The organism is Dyadobacter bucti, assembly GCF_005869225.1.
Lineage (GTDB): Bacteria > Bacteroidota > Bacteroidia > Cytophagales > Spirosomataceae > Dyadobacter > Dyadobacter bucti.
Genome location: NZ_SWFP01000009.1, coordinates 48465 through 64541 on the forward strand (window position 1 = coordinate 48465; position 16077 = coordinate 64541).

The following is a 16077-nucleotide window of genomic DNA, read 5'->3' on the forward strand; positions in this document are numbered from 1 at the left end:
ATTTAGGAAACCCAACTTTTCAGGAATGAAATCCCAAAAGGTGTCAACTTTTTAGGATTCGATTCCCAAAAAGTTGAGTTTTCAGAATTTACACTTTCTGCAGAAACATCGTCTTTAAAACCATTACCGTCCGCTCCACTTTGCCTTCAATTTCTTCGGCATCGTCGGTAAGGCGGATGTTTTTTACCAATGTCCCTCTTTTCAGGGTTGTCGAAGAGCCTTTGACTTTTAAATCCTTTATAATTTTCACAGAGTCCCCTTCCGCGAGAAGAGTCCCATTGCTGTCTTTTACTTCCATGTTACTTGGGTATGATTGAAATTTTGCCAAAGGTAGCAAAAGCGGCTACGGAAATTATTTATCTTTACCTCATTAAAATCTCCTGATAAAATATCGCAAACAGGCCATTGAGCCACGCAGTCCCGCTTTTCAAGGCGGGGGTAATATGTTACGTATATTTTATTCAGAGAGAAATGATTCAAAAATCAAAAATAGCCGTCATCGGCGGAGGCGGACGTACTGGTCAGTACGTTGTTAGCCAGTTACTTGAAAAGGGATTCCAGTTGAAATTGCTGCTCAGGAACCCACAGGATTTTCATATCGAAAGTTCTTCCATCGAAATCATCAAAGGGGACGTGATGGATCCGGCCGCTGTCGGTTCGCTGATCGAAGGTTGCGATGCGGTGATCAGTACAGTCGGACAAAGAAAGGACGAGCCGCTGGTTTCAAGCCAGGCGACTTTAAACATTCTGAACACGATCAGGAAAATACTGCAGGGCGGAAAGCATGTCAGGTATATTTCCGTCGCCGGACTCAATGTAGATACGCCTTTTGACAAAAAGAGCCCTGAGACAAGAACGGCCACGGAATGGATGAAAACCAATTTTCCCGCCATTCACGACGACCGGCAGAAAGCATACAGGATATTGTCGGAAAGCGGGCTCGACTGGATTTTGGTAAGAGTGCCTTTTATCGATTTTACCAGCGACAGGGCTGAAATAAAAGCAGACCTTGAAGACAGCCCCGGCAAGAAGATAAGTGCTGCCGATATCGCCGGTTTTTTGATCGGACAATTGTCGGATGATAAATATTTGAGAAAAGCACCATTTATTGCGGAGGTGAGCTAGTGGGTTTAACAATCAAAAAAACCAGCCGAACGATCAATGTTTGGCTGGTTTTTTGATGATTTATGTTCAAATTTTCTTCGTCTACCGGCATCTAAACCAATGCATCCCATAATATCTCTGCCGGGTGCAAAGCCTTTCTGCCGGTTCCGTCGTGGATCTGGTGACGGCAGCTGGTGCCCGGGGCAGCGATAATCACTTCCTCTGCCTGCTGGCGCACAGCAGGGAAAAGTACCAGTTCCCCGATTTGCATGGAGAGATCATAATGTTCTTTTTCATAACCAAAAGAACCGGCCATTCCGCAGCATCCCGATGGAATCAGTTGTACGGTGTAGTTCTCAGGGAGTGAGAGCATTTTCTTGGTTGGGATTACACTGGAAATTGCTTTCTGCTGACAATGTCCGTGCAATTTGATCAGCCGTTTTTCTTTGGTGAACAAATTTTTCGAAATATGTTTCAGCTCAATTTCTCTCGACACGAATTCATCAAACTGTAGTGCATTCTGGGCCAGTTTTTTGGCTTCCTCCACCAGTTCCTGGCTGACAAGATCAGGATATTCGTCACGGAAAGTAAGTATAGCGGAAGGCTCAATCCCGACAAGCGGTGTATCATAAGAAATGATATCTTTCAATAACCTGATGTTCTCTTCGGCAATTTTTTTTGCATCTTTTAATAACCCTTTCGAAAGTTGTGGCCGACCCGAGGCAACATGTTTAGGGATGATCACTTCATACCCTAGTTTTTCCAATGTCAGAATAGATTTTTTGCCAATTTCTACATCATTATAATTGGTAAACTCATCACAGAACAAATACACTCTGCGGGCATCCGTGGTTTTTCCGGGAGCTTTTGGTCTGTTATCATACCATTTTTTCAAAGTCGTGGCGTGCAGCAGAGGCATGGTACGTTCAGGGTGAAAGCCTACGACACGGTTGGCAATTTTACGCAGGGGCGCGTTCTTGAAAATCAGGTTATAGGCCCAGGGAACGTAACTTGCGATTCCTGTCATTTTAGAAAAATTACCAACCAGCCAGGACCTCAGCGGTACACCATGTACGTCATGATATTGCTGAAGAAATTCCATTTTCAGCTTGGCAACATCCACATTGGAGGGGCATTCACCTTTACAGCCTTTACAAGCAAGGCAGAGGTCGTAAACTTCCTTAATTTCCTGATGATCAAACCGGTTTTCCTTGGTCGAGCGCGTCAGCATTTCACGCAAAATATTCGCCCGGCCTCGGGTCGTATCTTTTTCATTCCGGGTTGCCATGAAACTCGGGCACATTGTTCCGCCGCTCATTTGCGTTTTTCGGCAGTCGCCGGAGCCGTTGCACTGCTCGGCATGTTGCAGGATGTTCTGGTCCTGAAACCGGAAGTACGTTTTGAATTCGGGCGTTTGCTGATCTGCTTCGTAGCGAAGGAACGTGTCCATCGGGGCAGTATCCACGATTTTTCCGGGATTGAAGATGTTATTCGGATCCCAGGTTTTTTTGATTTCCTTAAAAAGCTGGTAGTTGTGTTCGCCGACCATTTTCGGGATAAATTCCCCTCTCAGCCGTCCGTCGCCGTGTTCACCGGAAAGCGATCCGTCATATTTTTTAACAAGGTCAGCAATCTCCTCAGCGATCATCCTGAATTGCTGGTGCCCCTCCCTTGTTTTGAGGTTGATGATCGGACGGAGGTGGATTTCACCGGTCCCGGCGTGTGCATAATGTACCGCCGACATCCCGTGTTTTTTCAATATCACATTGAAATCGCGGATATAATCGGGCTGGTCGTATACGTCAACGGCGGTATCTTCAATGACTGCCACGGCCTTTTCGTCGCCTGGAATATTTCCGAGCAGCCCGAGGCCGGCCTTGCGGAGTGCCCATATTTTTTTTGTATCATCGCCAAAAAGAAGCGGATAATGGAATCCTATGCCTGCTTCTTCCAATTCCCTCTGCATCGCGGCAGCCAGCGACTCCACTTCCTCTTTGGTTTCCCTCGACAGATCCACCACCAGAATAGCAGGAAATTTACCGTCCGGTTTATTTTTAACAAAAAACGCATTCTTTTTCTGCTCCACATTCATGGTAGCACATTCCAATACATAGTCGTCGATCAACTCTACAGCGTGCGGCTGGTATTTCAATGTCAATATTGTGGCCCGCAATGCTTCATCGATAGAGTCGCAATGCACACAAACCAGTCCCTGCGTTTTTGGTGGAAGCGGTACAAGATTCAGCTTAATCTCCGTCAGAAAACACAGCGTTCCCTCTGAACCGGCGATCAGGCTGCACATATTGAAAGGCCGTACTTCATCACTTTCATTCCCTGAATAGGGCGCCATGTGCAGCAGCATATCCAGCGCATAACCCGTATTCCTTCTGCCGATGGTAGGTTTTGGGAAATTTCGTCTGATCTCCTCCTGATTTTCAGGCGATTTCAGGATTTCATTTGTCTTGAGGTATATTTTATCAAGAAGCGAAGCGCTGCCATTTTTTTGCTGCGCGTTGGCCAGCAAATTGGTGAAATCACTACTATCGATATTTTTGAATTCAGCGTCGGAACCGTCTGCCAGGATTGCTTTTACTTCCAGGGTATGTTCCCGGGCACTTCCATATACGATGGAATTGGAGCCACAGGAATTATTGCCGACCATGCCGCCTATCATCGCCCTGTTGGCTGTGGAAGTCTCGGGGCCGAAATAGAGACCATACGGTTTCAAAGCCATATTCAACTCGTCCCTTACTACACCCGGCTGCACCCGTACCCAGCGCTCCGCTGCATTGATTTCCAGTATCTTAGTAAAATTCTTGGAAACATCCACCACAATTCCGCTCCCCACCACCTGGCCAGCCAGAGACGTTCCGGCAGTGCGGGGAATGAGAGAAATCCTGTTTTGGGTTGCGTACGAAATCAGTGTTTTGATGTCGGTTTCTGTCCTTGGAAACGCTACAGCCAGAGGCATTTCACGATAAGCGGAAGCATCCGTTGCATAAAGTGTCCGCATTACGTTATCATAGAACAGATCACCTTCAAGTTGTTTGGCAAGTTCGCTTAAATCAGTATTTATTTCAGGGGACGGCGATGTCATAAAAGCAATTAAACTGGGAATATATCTGCCTCAAAGTTACACAGAACCGTGAATGATTTCCAGTAATTTTATATTAGAACTTTTCCGGTATCGTACCCGAATTACCCTGCTGATTCTGTCCCGTCAGCTGCCTGGCCCACCTGTATTGCATTTCTCAAATGGCGGGTTTGCATTAAAATCAGATATTATAACTTCTTGACATGGTATTTGAATTTTTGGCAGATTTATTTGTGAAACTGGTATTGTATTATCCGAACCTTTTATATTATTTTGTACAAGCGCCAATGCTAATTTTATATTTTTTCTTAATTAAACCCATCGCATATAGCGGTTTTTAAAAATAAAGCCGCCTTGGGAGGAAAGACAGAAGAATGTTAAGATGATACAGAAAGCGTAAACAGACCTAATTAATTTATAACCTATGATGAATCTATCCTTTCTAGAGTTTAGAGGGCGAAATCTTTTTATTAACAACCCTGCCAGGAAACGGTCGTCGGCCACTGGTTCAGGATTTTTAGAAGTTTTGCTTGTTTTAATGATTATTACTTCCGCGGTATCTGCGCAGGATGTGAAGGTGTCGGGCAAGGTGTCAGACGGTAAAGGTACAGGTCTCCCGGGCGTGTCCATTACGGTAAAAGGTACAACTACGGGTACCAACTCGGATATGGACGGCAACTATGCTATCTCAGCCCCGTCGTCAGCCACCCTGGTTTTTAGTTTTATCGGTTTTACCACCAAGGAGGTACTTATCGGAAATCAATCCAAATTAGATGTTGAACTGAGCGATGATATCAAAGCGCTCGAAGAAGTTGTCGTTGTAGGATATGGAACCGCGAAAAGAAAAGATGTTACAGGTTCCGTACAGTCTGTAACTTCCAAAGATTTCAACGCGGGTGTAAACCCGAACCCGCTTCAGGCCATTCAGGGCCGGGTAGCTGGTCTGGTGATCACGCAGCCCAATGGAGATCCTAATACCAGCCCGACAGTAAGGCTAAGGGGATATACTTCACTTGCCGGAGGTAGCGATCCTCTATATGTTGTCGATGGGATTATCGGTGTTCCTATTACTACCATTTCCCCGACGGATATTGAAACGATGGATGTTTTGAAAGATGCTTCTGCTTCCGCGATCTATGGTTCACGTGCGGCCAATGGAGTAATCATCATAACTACGAAACGCGGGAAAACCGGACGGGCAACTGTTACATTTAACAATTACGTTGGTGTCGACGTGATTTCTAACAACCTTAAACTGCTCGACGGGCCTGGCTATATGTCAGAGGTAAGCCGGATCAAAGGCGATTCCTCTTTGCTAGACTCGCAACGTTTTCCGAAGGATGCGTCCGGAAAGAACTACAATACCGACTGGTGGGATGAAATATCCCGCTCGGGTTTCACAAACAGCCACGATCTCGCTATTTCCGGAGGTTCGCCAACATTCTCTTACCGGGGATCGCTGAATTACATCAAAAGACAGGGTATTATCAAAAACACTGGGTTTGACCGTACTACTGCGCGTATCAACCTGGATCAGAAAGCACTGGACAATCGTTTGAATATCCAGTACAGCCTTTCTTATACCAATACAAATTCAGATCTCACAGATCCGGGCATATTGGTAAACGCTACATTGTTCCTCCCTACTTTGCCTGTAAGGAATGCAAACGGTTCATTTTATGAAGTACCGGGTGCATTTGACCTGAACAATCCGATGGCCATGCTAGCCAATGAGACATTTGAGCGTCAGAAAAATGTACTGGTTGGAGGTGTTAACCTGAAATACGAATTATTCAGTGGTTTTACCCTAGGCGTAAATGGTGCGATCAAAAGTGACCAGGAGGTAACAAGCCGTGCGCGTGACAGGTCCGTAAAGGCTTTCCAGATCACCAATGGTGAAGCGTCAAGGAACCTCGGACAGACCAACGACAAACTTCTCGAATTGACAGCTACTTATGTAAAAGGTTTTGGCGATAAAGGAAGTAATTTCTCTCTGTTGGGAGGTTATTCATACCAAGATATCATCGATGATGGTTTTGGCGCAAATAACTCGCAGTTTGTAGCGACAGGCCTTGGTTTTAACAACCTCGGGCTGGGTGCCGGATCTTTGATTTTACCTAAAACTTCATACACAAGTTCTTATAAAAGAAGGACTTCTCTGGCATCTTTCTTCGGAAGAGGTACATTGAACTTCAACGAAAAATATAACCTTACCGGAACATTGAGGTACGATGGTAGTTCCAAATTCGGGGACAATAACAAATGGGGCTTGTTTCCGTCAGTTGCCGCAGGATGGACGCTTTCAGATGAATCCTTCTTCCCGAAATCGAACGCATTCAATTATCTGAAACTACGTGCCAGCTGGGGTAAAACAGGTAACTCCGAAGGGTTGATTCCTTACCAGTCACTGCAGCTTTATGGCCCTACCACATCTTATTACGACGGAGGGATCAATAACTTTTTGCCGGGCTATGCGATCACGCAGAATACCAACCCAAACCTAAAATGGGAAGTGGTGGCGCAGACAAACCTTGGTCTTGATTTTCAATTTGTTAATGGCCGCTTTACCGGATCTATCGATTTGTTCAACAAGAAAACCAGTGACATGCTTTACCGGTATTCGGTACCTGCGGACGGCGTGAAGTTTTTCACGAATTCAATCTATGCGAATGTAGGTTCGATGCGTAACAAAGGAATAGAGCTTTCATTTGGCGGCGCGGTGATCGAAAAAGATAACTTCAACTGGACGAGCCGGGTAGTGGGGTCTTATATTAAAAATGAAATCATCAATCTGAAAAGCGACGAATTTGATTCTGGTATCATCCGTTTCAATGCTTTTGGTGGACGTGGTTTGTCCAACGTTTTTGCTTCCATTCTTACCCCGGGACTTGCATTGGGAACCTTTAACAATGTGGGCCATTTTGTAGGGTTCGATGAAAAAGGACAGATGCAGCTGCAGGCTGCTGATGATGGCGCTCCGGTAACCGACCCCGCGAAAGCCAAGCTGAATTTTAAGGATAATCCGCAGCCGTTTTTAACTGCGGCCTGGGTCAACAATTTCACCTATAAAAAGTTTGATCTTAGCTTCCAGTTCAGAGGTGTTTTTGGCAACAGTATCCTGAATAACCTTCGTTCCAACCTATCAATTCCGGGCTCTATTCTTGAAACGAATATGTTGCAAAGCGTGTCAGAGCTTCCAGCTAATTTCAGCACCAATGCCTTGTCGGACTACTGGCTTGAAAAAGCTACTTATGTCCGTCTGGATAACTGGCAGGTTGGTTACAATCTTGCGATGGACAGTAAGTATATTACGAATGCGCGGATATATTTGGGCGGAAACAATCTGTTGATTTTTACCAAATACCGCGGCGTGGATCCTGAATTGGAGGTAAAGGGAGATTTGCCAACCAATTCACAAACACCAAACAGTCTTGGTCTGGATGCTACGGGTATTTATCCAAAAACACGTACATTCCAATTGGGTGTGAACTTAACCTTCTGATTTAACAAACCAACAGGAGCAGCAGGATCAGGCGGCTATGAAGCCGCGATCTGAATTTCTCTACATATAAATAAAATATTGAGATGAAAGTTAACATAAAACACATATTACTGGGCTCTGCAATGTTACTGGCAGGTCAGTCCTGTACTGATCTGAAAGAAACGACTTATGATGTAATTCCAACAGATGAGTTTGGTTCAACGCCGGATCAGCAGGCTGCGTTGCTCGGGCCGCTTTACAGCGCACTTGGCGATTATTTTGGAAGATATGCCGAATTGAACACCGTTACCGACGAACAGGTGATCCCAACAAGAGGGGGTGACTGGAAAGATGGCGATGCCTGGAAACGTTTGAAACAACATAGCTGGACACCGGCGGGCGACGACGATAAATTCAACGGCATGTGGACCTGGTGCTATAACAGTATCACGTCCATTAACCAGCAATTGAATAATCCCAACATTACCGACGAAAGCACAAAGGCGGAGCTAAGAGCACTACGGGCTTTTTTCCATTATGTAGCGCTGGATCATTTTCGTAACATCATTATTGCAGACAAACTCGGCGGAGCCAGCCCTACACAGAAAACGGGTAAGGAAGTTTTTGATTGGATCGAAAAAGAATTGAAAGAAGTATATCCGAACCTTAGCACTACCACCGGTGGGGCATTTTACGGACGTTTTAATAAATATGTGGCTGATATGCTTCTTGCAAAATTGTATATCAACGCAGAGGTTTATACCGGAACCCCTAAATGGGCCGAAGCAAAGGCGGAATGCGATATCATCATTGCGTCAGGTAAATATGCGCTTTCTGCAGACTTTTTCAGCAACTTCTCTACACAAAACCAGGCGTCGAAAGAGAACATCCTGGCAGTTCCTTATGACGCTTCCAAAAGAGGAGGTTTCAACATGAACATGCGTACGCTGCACTATCTCAGCCAGCTGACTTACAATACGCCCCAGGCTCCCTGGAACGGTTACTGTACTGCGACAGAGTTTTACAATTCATTTGCCGAAAGTGACGACAGGAAAAAAATGTGGATCGTTGGCCAGCAGTATTCGTCTGACGGAAAAGCTTTGACCGACGATGGAAGACCGTTCATTTTCACTCCTGAGATACCTGCTTTCGAAATGCCTGCTGGTCCCGTGGCCCGTTTGGCCGGTGCCAGAAGTCAGAAATATGAAATTCAGAGAAACGGAGCCAGCAATGATCAGGATAATGACTACGTGATTTTCCGTTTGGGAGATACCTATCTGATCAGAGCGGAAGCGAATCTGCGTCTTGGCAATACCGCAGATGCGATCAAAGATGTGAACGTAATCAGGGAGCGTGTAGGCGCTACGCCCGTGACAAAGCTTACATTGGCCGACATGCTTGCCGAAAGAGGCTGGGAAATGGCGTGGGAATATACCCGCCGTCAGGATCTGATCCGGTTCGGTCAGTTCAACAAGGCCTGGCAGTTTAAAGAAGCTTCTCCGGAATTTAGGAATATCTTCCCGATCCCGTCGTCCCAGATTTCTTTGAATCCCAATCTGAAACAAAACCCCGGATATTGATCTTCGTTGTGACACATTCAGTTGGTAATATCTGATCAAAGCAGGAGCAGGCTGATTAAGGCTTGCTCCTGTTTAATTTTACCTTTGTTGTACCTGTTAAATTGTATCAAGAAAAGCCCGCTTATGTTTAAGCATGTTATTGCGCAGTTAGTCTTTATGTCCTGTATTCTCATTTTTGGAGGGTGCTCGGACAAAGAAAAAGAGGGTGATTACCTGTTTCAGCAAATGTCCGAGACGGAAACCGGTATTTCCTTCGAAAACACGATCACCAATAGTGAGGAGTTTAATATTTTCAATTACCGGAATTTCTACAACGGTGGAGGCGTAGCGATTGGTGATATCAACAATGATGATCTTCCCGACGTCTATTTGACCGCAAATCAGGGAGACAATAAGCTTTTTCTCAATAAAGGCAATTTTAAGTTCGAGGATATAACAGAAAAAGCGGGGGTAGCGGGTACCAAGTCGTGGAGCACCGGTGCCACTTTTGCGGATGTGAATGGAGACGGGCTGCTAGATCTGTACTTGTGCAATGCCGGGAGGTCTGATGAACGTGCCAATGAACTATTTATTAATAAAGGTGACGGTACTTTTAAGGAAAGCGCAAAAGCGTACGGGCTGGATGATCAGGGCTATTCCACTCACGCTGCTTTCTTCGATTTTGACAGGGACGGAGACCTTGACATGTTCCTGCTCAACAACAGTTTTACACCAGTGGGAAGGCTGGCTTACTCTAATATCCGAAATCAGAGAGACAAGGAAGGCGGCCATAAAATGTTTAGAAATGATGGAGGGCACTTTACCGATATCAGTGAGGAAGCCGGCATTTACGGGAGTCTGATCGGTTTTGGGTTGGGCATAACAATTGGGGATGTAAACAATGACAACTGGTTGGATATGTATATTTCCAACGACTTTTACGAACACGACTACCTTTACATCAACAATCAGGACGGCACTTTCACAGAATCCGGTAAGTCGGCGATGCAGCACATGAGTTTGTCGTCGATGGGCGCCGATATTGCCGATATCAACAATGATGGAAAGCTGGACATTTACGTCACAGACATGCTTCCTGGCCAGGATCGCAGGCTCAAACTCACTTCTACCTACGAAGGCCATGATCTTTTTGCACTGAAAGTATCCCGTGATTTTCATTATCAATACATGCAGAATACTTTGCAGCTCAACCAGTCAGGCGGCCCGGGAGGGAAAACCTGGTTCAGTGAAATCGCAAGGTTTACCGGTACACACGCAACAGACTGGAGCTGGGGTGCGCTTATTTTTGATATGGATTCGGATGGAGAAAAAGATATTTTCGTAGCCAATGGAATCAATAAGGATCTGACTAACCAGGATTTTGTACAGTTTCTGGCCGATCCGTCCAATATAGCCGAAGTAAGCCGGACACGGAAGTTCGATTACCGGATGTTTCTGGATAAAATGCCTTCGGAGCCGCTTTCCAATTATGCTTTCAAAAATGGGGGTAACCTTTCGTTTTCAAATCAGGCCGCGGCATGGGGGCTTGCTACCCCTTCTTTTTCCAATGGAGCCGCCTATGGCGATCTTGACAACGACGGCGATCTGGATCTGATAGTTAATAATGTAAACAGTCAGCTTTTTGTATATAAAAACCGGTCGAACGAACGAAAGGATTTTCATTATGTCAAATTCAAGCTAAACGGCGAGAGCGCGAACAAAAACGGGATTGGGACAAAAGTATATGTGCACCAGGCCGGCCGGACGCAGATGCTTCAGCAAATGCCCAACCGGGGATTTGAGTCGTCCGTTGACCTCCGCCTTACATTCGGATTGGGTAATGATCCCAAAATCGATTCGGTAACCTTAGTTTGGGAGAACGACAAGCAGCAGGTGATGAGGCAGGTTCGGGCGGATTCGGTGTACACTGTCAGTCAAAAAGATGCTTCCGGAACATGGAAACCGGAAATGGAATCAGGTAAAAAGCAATTCAATGATGTCACTGCCAGCAGCGGGATAGATTTTACACACAAAGAGGCCGATTACGTTGACTATAATCAGAACCCCCTGATCAAACAGATGTATTCGCGGCTGGGGCCGGCGCTGGCTGTGGGTGATGTGAATAATGATGGTCTTGACGATGTGTATATCGGAGGCGCGACGGGGCAGGGCGGAAGGCTATATTATCAGAACAAAGGTGGGAGTTTCGTCGAAAAAACGCCTGAAATTTTCGCAAAGGAAACAGAACTGGAGGCTTCTGACGCAGTTTTTTTTGACTTGGATAATGACAATGACCTTGACTTGCTGGTAGTATCCGGCAGCAATGAGTTCAAGGACGATGATAATATTTTATTGCCCAAACTGTACCTGAATGACGGCAAAGGTAACTTTACCAAAAGCAACGGTTTTCCGGCATTGAAAATAAACGCCTCCTGCGTTGCGGTGGCAGATTATGACAAAGACGGAGATTTGGATGTTTTTGTAGGTTCCAGATTAAAATCGGGACAATATGGTGTGGATCCACCGAGTTACCTGCTCACCAACGACGGCACCGGCAGTTTTAAGAATTACACAAAACGGTATATCCCGGAAATAGGAAAATTGGGCATGGTTACTGACGCAGTATGGGCTGACCTGGATGGAGATGCTTATCCCGAGCTGGTGGTGGCTGGCGATTGGATGCCGATCATGGTTTTTAAAAACAAAAAGAACAAGCTCGAATTACAGGCAGCAGATGTGGTTAAAAATGCCAAAGGAGAGATTGTAAATACTGCGGGCTGGTGGAATTCGCTGGCCGTAGCCGATATCGACAATGACGGCGACCTCGATGTCATTGCCGGAAACCTTGGATTGAACTCGCGCCTGAAAGCTTCTCAGCAAAAGCCCGTGGAAATGTATGTGAAGGATTTTGACCATAACGGGATCATCAAACAGATCATCACATGCCCGGACGAAACCGGGAAATCGTACCCGATGGTAATGAAGCCCGATTTGCTGCGCGCAATGCCTTCTCTGAAAAAGAAGTTTGTGAAATATCAGCAATATGCAGACAAAACGATTGAAGAGGTGATTAATAAAGAAGACCTTGCCGACGCGATCTTGAAAAAAGTGTACACCGCTGAGTCTGCAATTTTGAGAAATGAATCTAAAGGCAGCAGCTTTACTTTTGTGCCTTTACCCCAGGCAGCCCAGCTTTCTCCGATTTACAGCATCGTCACCACAGACTACGACCGCGACGGCAAAATGGATATCATTGTTTCTGGTAATTATTACGATGTTTTGCCTGAGATGGTGAGGTACGATGGGCTGAAAGGACTTGTTTTACATAATACAGCAAAAGGTTTCGAGGCAAAATCGCCTTCCGAAACGGGGCTGTGGCTTGAAGATCAGGTCAGGACGATGAAGTTACTGAAACAGGGACAGCTTATTTTAGGACGCAATAACAGTACGGCGAAGGTTTTCAAACCGGGTACTGATAAATAGTGATTGAATGAAGAAATATAATTGGTTAGTTATTCTTGTTTTTACAATTGGTTTTCAGGCTTGTAAAAAAGCGGGTGGGGACGAAAAGGCGCTGTTTGAAGAGAAAGATTCCACTGCAACAGGCGTCGGATTTGTGAACAAAGTGGTGGATAGTGAGCAGGTGAATCTTATGGATTACCTGTATTTCTACAATGGCGGCGGGGTTTCTACCGGTGATATCAACAATGACGGACTGCCTGATGTGTATTTCGTTTCCAATCAGGGCAAAAACAAGCTGTATCTTAATAAAGGGAATTTTAAATTCGAAGATATTACTTAATCGGCAGGGGTAGCAGGTTTTTCCGATTGGCAAACCGGCGTGACTATGGCTGACATCAACGGTGACGGTTTTCTGGATATCTATGTTTCGGCAGTCGGGAATTTTCGTGGACTGGAAGGAGCCAATGAGCTTTATATCAACAACGGGGATTTGACTTTTACCGAAAAGGCGGCAGATTACGGTCTGGATTTTACCGGATTTGCAACCCAGGCTGCATTTTTTGACTATGATAAAGACGGAGATCTGGACTGCTATCTGCTAAACCACGCCGTGCATACGTCCCGCAGTTACGACCGCGTTACCACCCGCCACCTGCGTAACAATGAGGCAGGCGATTACTTGTACGAAAGCCAGGTGAGCGACCAGAAAGCGGGTTCTTCAAAGCCCGTCAAATTCAAGGACGTAAGTGAAAAAGCCGGAATTTATGGCGCAGCGATGGGCTATGGGCTGGGTATAGCGGTGGCCGACCTCAACAACGATGGCTGGGACGATATTTACGTTTCCAATGATTTCCACGAAGATGATTACTGCTATATCAATAATCAGGACGGAACATTTACCAATAAAAGCCGCGAGATGCTCCGGTACACCAGCCGGTATTCGATGGGGAATGACATTGCTGATGTAAATAATGATGGTTACCCGGATATTATCACGCTCGATATGTACCCCGAGGATGAGTATGTGGAAAAATCTTCGATTGGAGAGGACGCGCTGGATATTTACCTCTATAAACTTTCGTTTGGCTACATGCCGCAATTGAGCCGTAACTGTTTGCAGGTCAACCAATCGGGTAAGAATTTCAGCGAGGTGGCTGCGATGGCGGGTATTGCTGCGACGGACTGGAGCTGGTCGCCGCTGCTGGCCGATTACGACAACGACGGGATCAAGGACCTGTTTGTCAGCAACGGCATCGCGCACCGCCCCAATAACCTCGATTATGCCAAATATGCGGCAGATGATTCACTGAGATACGCGACCGAAACTTCGATGGAGCTGGACAAAAAGGCATTGACCATGATGCCGGAAGGGAAGGTCCACAATTATCTGTTCAAGGGAACAAAAGAGTTGCGGTTTCAGGATAAGTCCATTGCCTGGGGTTTTAAGACGCCCAATATCTCCAATGGGGCTGCCTATGCCGATTTTGACGGCGACGGTGACCTCGATCTTGTCACAAATAACCTGAACGAACCTTCGGTTTTTTACCAGAATCGGTCTTTGCAGTCGGAATCGGGATATCTGAGGGTGAAACTTGAAGGATTTCCGGGAAATACCTTCGCGCTCGGGGCGAAAGTGGTGATCAAAAATGCCGATGGCTTGCAGATGCAGCAGCTTGCTGCAGCAAGAGGTTTTGAGTCGTCGAGTGAACCGATTGCCCATTTCGGATTGGGAAAAGCGCCGGCTGCCGACAGCCTGACGGTGGTATGGCCGAATGGAAAATCACAGGTGCTGACCAATGTCAAAGCGAATCAATTGTTGAAGATCAAATATTTGGAAAAAGTTCAGGAAGAAGGCGGTAGTATTTTAAAATCTCTCGTGAAACAGCCTGATCCATTGTTTTTTACAAATGTTACCAATGATTTTAAACTCAATTACAAACACCAGGAAAACCAGTATTTCGATTTTTACCGCGAGAGTCTGATGCCGTTTCTGGTGTCGACAGAAGGGCCGAAAACTGCTATGGCGGATGTAAATGGCGACGGTTTGGAGGATATGTATGTGGGTGGCGCCAAGTGGCAGATCGGCGCACTATTTCTGCAAAATGACAAGGGCGGTTTTACGCAAAGCCTTCAGCCTGCATTCCGGGCTGACTCTACTTTTGAAGACGTAGATGCCTTGTTTTTCGATGCCAATAAAGATGGATTTCCGGATTTGTACGTGGTTTCGGGCGGTAATGAATTTTATGGGGAAATGCCCCAGCAGTTCGACAGGCTTTATTTTAATGACGGAAAAGGCAATTTTAAAAGCGATACTACCGCGTTGCCGTCAATGTTTACGAATAAATCCTGCGTGCGCGCTTTTGATATTGACCGTGATGGTGATCTGGACTTATTTGTCGGGGGAAGGGTAATAGGGTTTCAGTATGGAATGGCACCCTCTTCTTACATCCTTATTAATGATGGAAAAGGCCATTTTACCGATAAAACCAACGAAATCGCCCCCGGCCTTCGCAACATCGGGATGGTAACGGATGCAGTTTGGGCGGATATCAATGGTGACAAGCAAAATGATCTGGTGATAGTCGGCGACTGGATGCCTGTTACTGTTTTCCTGAATCAGCAGGGAAAGCTGAAAAAAGAAGACGGGTTTAGTGCGCCCAGCGGATTTTGGCAATGTGTAAAAGCGGCCGATTTTGATCAGGACGGAGATATGGATCTGGTTGTCGGAAATCTTGGTACCAATAATAAATTTAGAAAAAATGCGGAGTCCGGGCTGAAAATGTGGGTGAAGGATTTTGACAACAATCAGGGACTCGAACAGGTGCTGGCATATAATGTCGATGAAAGCTGGTACCCTGTGGCGTTTAAGGATGAACTAGGAAAACGGATTCCTTCAATCATTAATAAAAGATTTACCGACTATAAATCTTTCGCGGGCAAAACGATCGATGAGATTTTTAAACCGGAAGAGTTGAAAGATTCGAGATTGCTGGAAGTCGGTAAGTTTGAATCTGTATATCTCGAAAACAGCGGCGGTAGATTCATTGTGCACGATCTGCCGCGGGAAGCGCAGGTTTCCAAACTTTTCGCATTCGCGACGACAGATATTAACGGAGACGGCCGGCCAGACTTGCTGGGGGGCGGTAATTACCTGGGCGTAAGCGCGTACCAGGGCAGGTACGATTCCAGTTACGGATTGGTGCTGATCAATCGGGGAAAAGGCAAATTTGAGAGCCTGTCGCCAATCGATACCGGGTTTTTACTCGATGGGGAGATACGCGATATCCGCGCAGTCAACACAAAAGAAGGACCGGTGTGGGTTGTCGCGCGGAATAATTTGCCGCTAACGTTCCTGAAACCAATGCCGAAAAAATAGC

6 protein-coding genes and 1 pseudogene are annotated in these 16077 nt (G+C 45.9%); 5 read left to right on the top strand and 2 right to left on the bottom strand.

What is annotated here, in order from left to right; all coding sequences use genetic code 11:
- Positions 1 to 88: 88 nt before the first annotated feature.
- Positions 89 to 298: an alkylphosphonate utilization protein gene (locus tag FBF61_RS25960; protein ID WP_138482890.1), complete on the bottom strand. Its 210-nt coding sequence runs from the start codon at positions 296 to 298 to the stop codon at positions 89 to 91.
- 173 nt (positions 299 to 471) lie between these two features.
- Here FBF61_RS25960 and FBF61_RS25965 point away from each other — a divergent pair, with 173 nt between their 5' ends.
- Positions 472 to 1125: an NAD(P)-dependent oxidoreductase gene (locus FBF61_RS25965; protein ID WP_138482892.1), complete on the top strand. Its 654-nt coding sequence runs from the start codon at positions 472 to 474 to the stop codon at positions 1123 to 1125.
- Between the two features lie 91 nt (positions 1126 to 1216).
- Here the strand turns inward: FBF61_RS25965 and FBF61_RS25970 are convergent, their stop codons facing one another.
- Positions 1217 to 4201 carry an FAD-binding and (Fe-S)-binding domain-containing protein gene (locus FBF61_RS25970; protein WP_138482894.1) on the bottom strand — a complete coding sequence of 995 codons (2985 nt, stop codon included), beginning with the start codon at positions 4199 to 4201 and terminating at the stop codon, positions 1217 to 1219.
- Between the two features lie 421 nt (positions 4202 to 4622).
- Between FBF61_RS25970 and FBF61_RS25975 the strand changes: the two genes are divergently transcribed.
- From FBF61_RS25975 to FBF61_RS25990, 4 genes and pseudogenes are all read left to right on the top strand, one after another.
- The gene (locus tag FBF61_RS25975; protein ID WP_138482896.1) at positions 4623 to 7700 is read left to right on the top strand and encodes a SusC/RagA family TonB-linked outer membrane protein; all 3078 of its coding nucleotides are present in this window, start codon (positions 4623 to 4625) and stop codon (positions 7698 to 7700) included.
- Positions 7701 to 7783: 83 nt separating this feature from the next.
- Positions 7784 to 9259: a RagB/SusD family nutrient uptake outer membrane protein gene (locus FBF61_RS25980; RefSeq protein ID WP_138482898.1), complete on the top strand. Its 1476-nt coding sequence runs from the start codon at positions 7784 to 7786 to the stop codon at positions 9257 to 9259.
- A gap of 225 nt (positions 9260 to 9484) precedes the next feature.
- Entirely contained in the window at positions 9485 to 12721 is a 3237-nt protein-coding gene (locus FBF61_RS25985) for a VCBS repeat-containing protein (protein WP_229215226.1), read from the top strand.
- Positions 12722 to 12728: 7 nt separating this feature from the next.
- Positions 12729 to 16076 (top strand): annotated as a pseudogene (locus tag FBF61_RS25990) (VCBS repeat-containing protein).
- The last annotated feature ends 1 nt before the right edge of the window (position 16077 follow it).

Bases quoted from the DNA above. Each gene is read 5' to 3' on its own strand.
- FBF61_RS25980 (WP_138482898.1), top strand. From the start codon at position 7,784: ATGAAAGTTAACATAAAACACATATTACTGGGCTCTGCAATGTTACTG.
- FBF61_RS25985 (WP_229215226.1), top strand. From the start codon at position 9,485: ATGTCCGAGACGGAAACCGGTATTTCCTTCGAAAACACGATCACCAAT.
- FBF61_RS25960 (WP_138482890.1), bottom strand. From the start codon at position 298: ATGGAAGTAAAAGACAGCAATGGGACTCTTCTCGCGGAAGGGGACTCT.
- FBF61_RS25975 (WP_138482896.1), top strand. From the start codon at position 4,623: ATGATGAATCTATCCTTTCTAGAGTTTAGAGGGCGAAATCTTTTTATT.
- FBF61_RS25965 (WP_138482892.1), top strand. From the start codon at position 472: ATGATTCAAAAATCAAAAATAGCCGTCATCGGCGGAGGCGGACGTACT.
- FBF61_RS25970 (WP_138482894.1), bottom strand. From the start codon at position 4,201: ATGACATCGCCGTCCCCTGAAATAAATACTGATTTAAGCGAACTTGCC.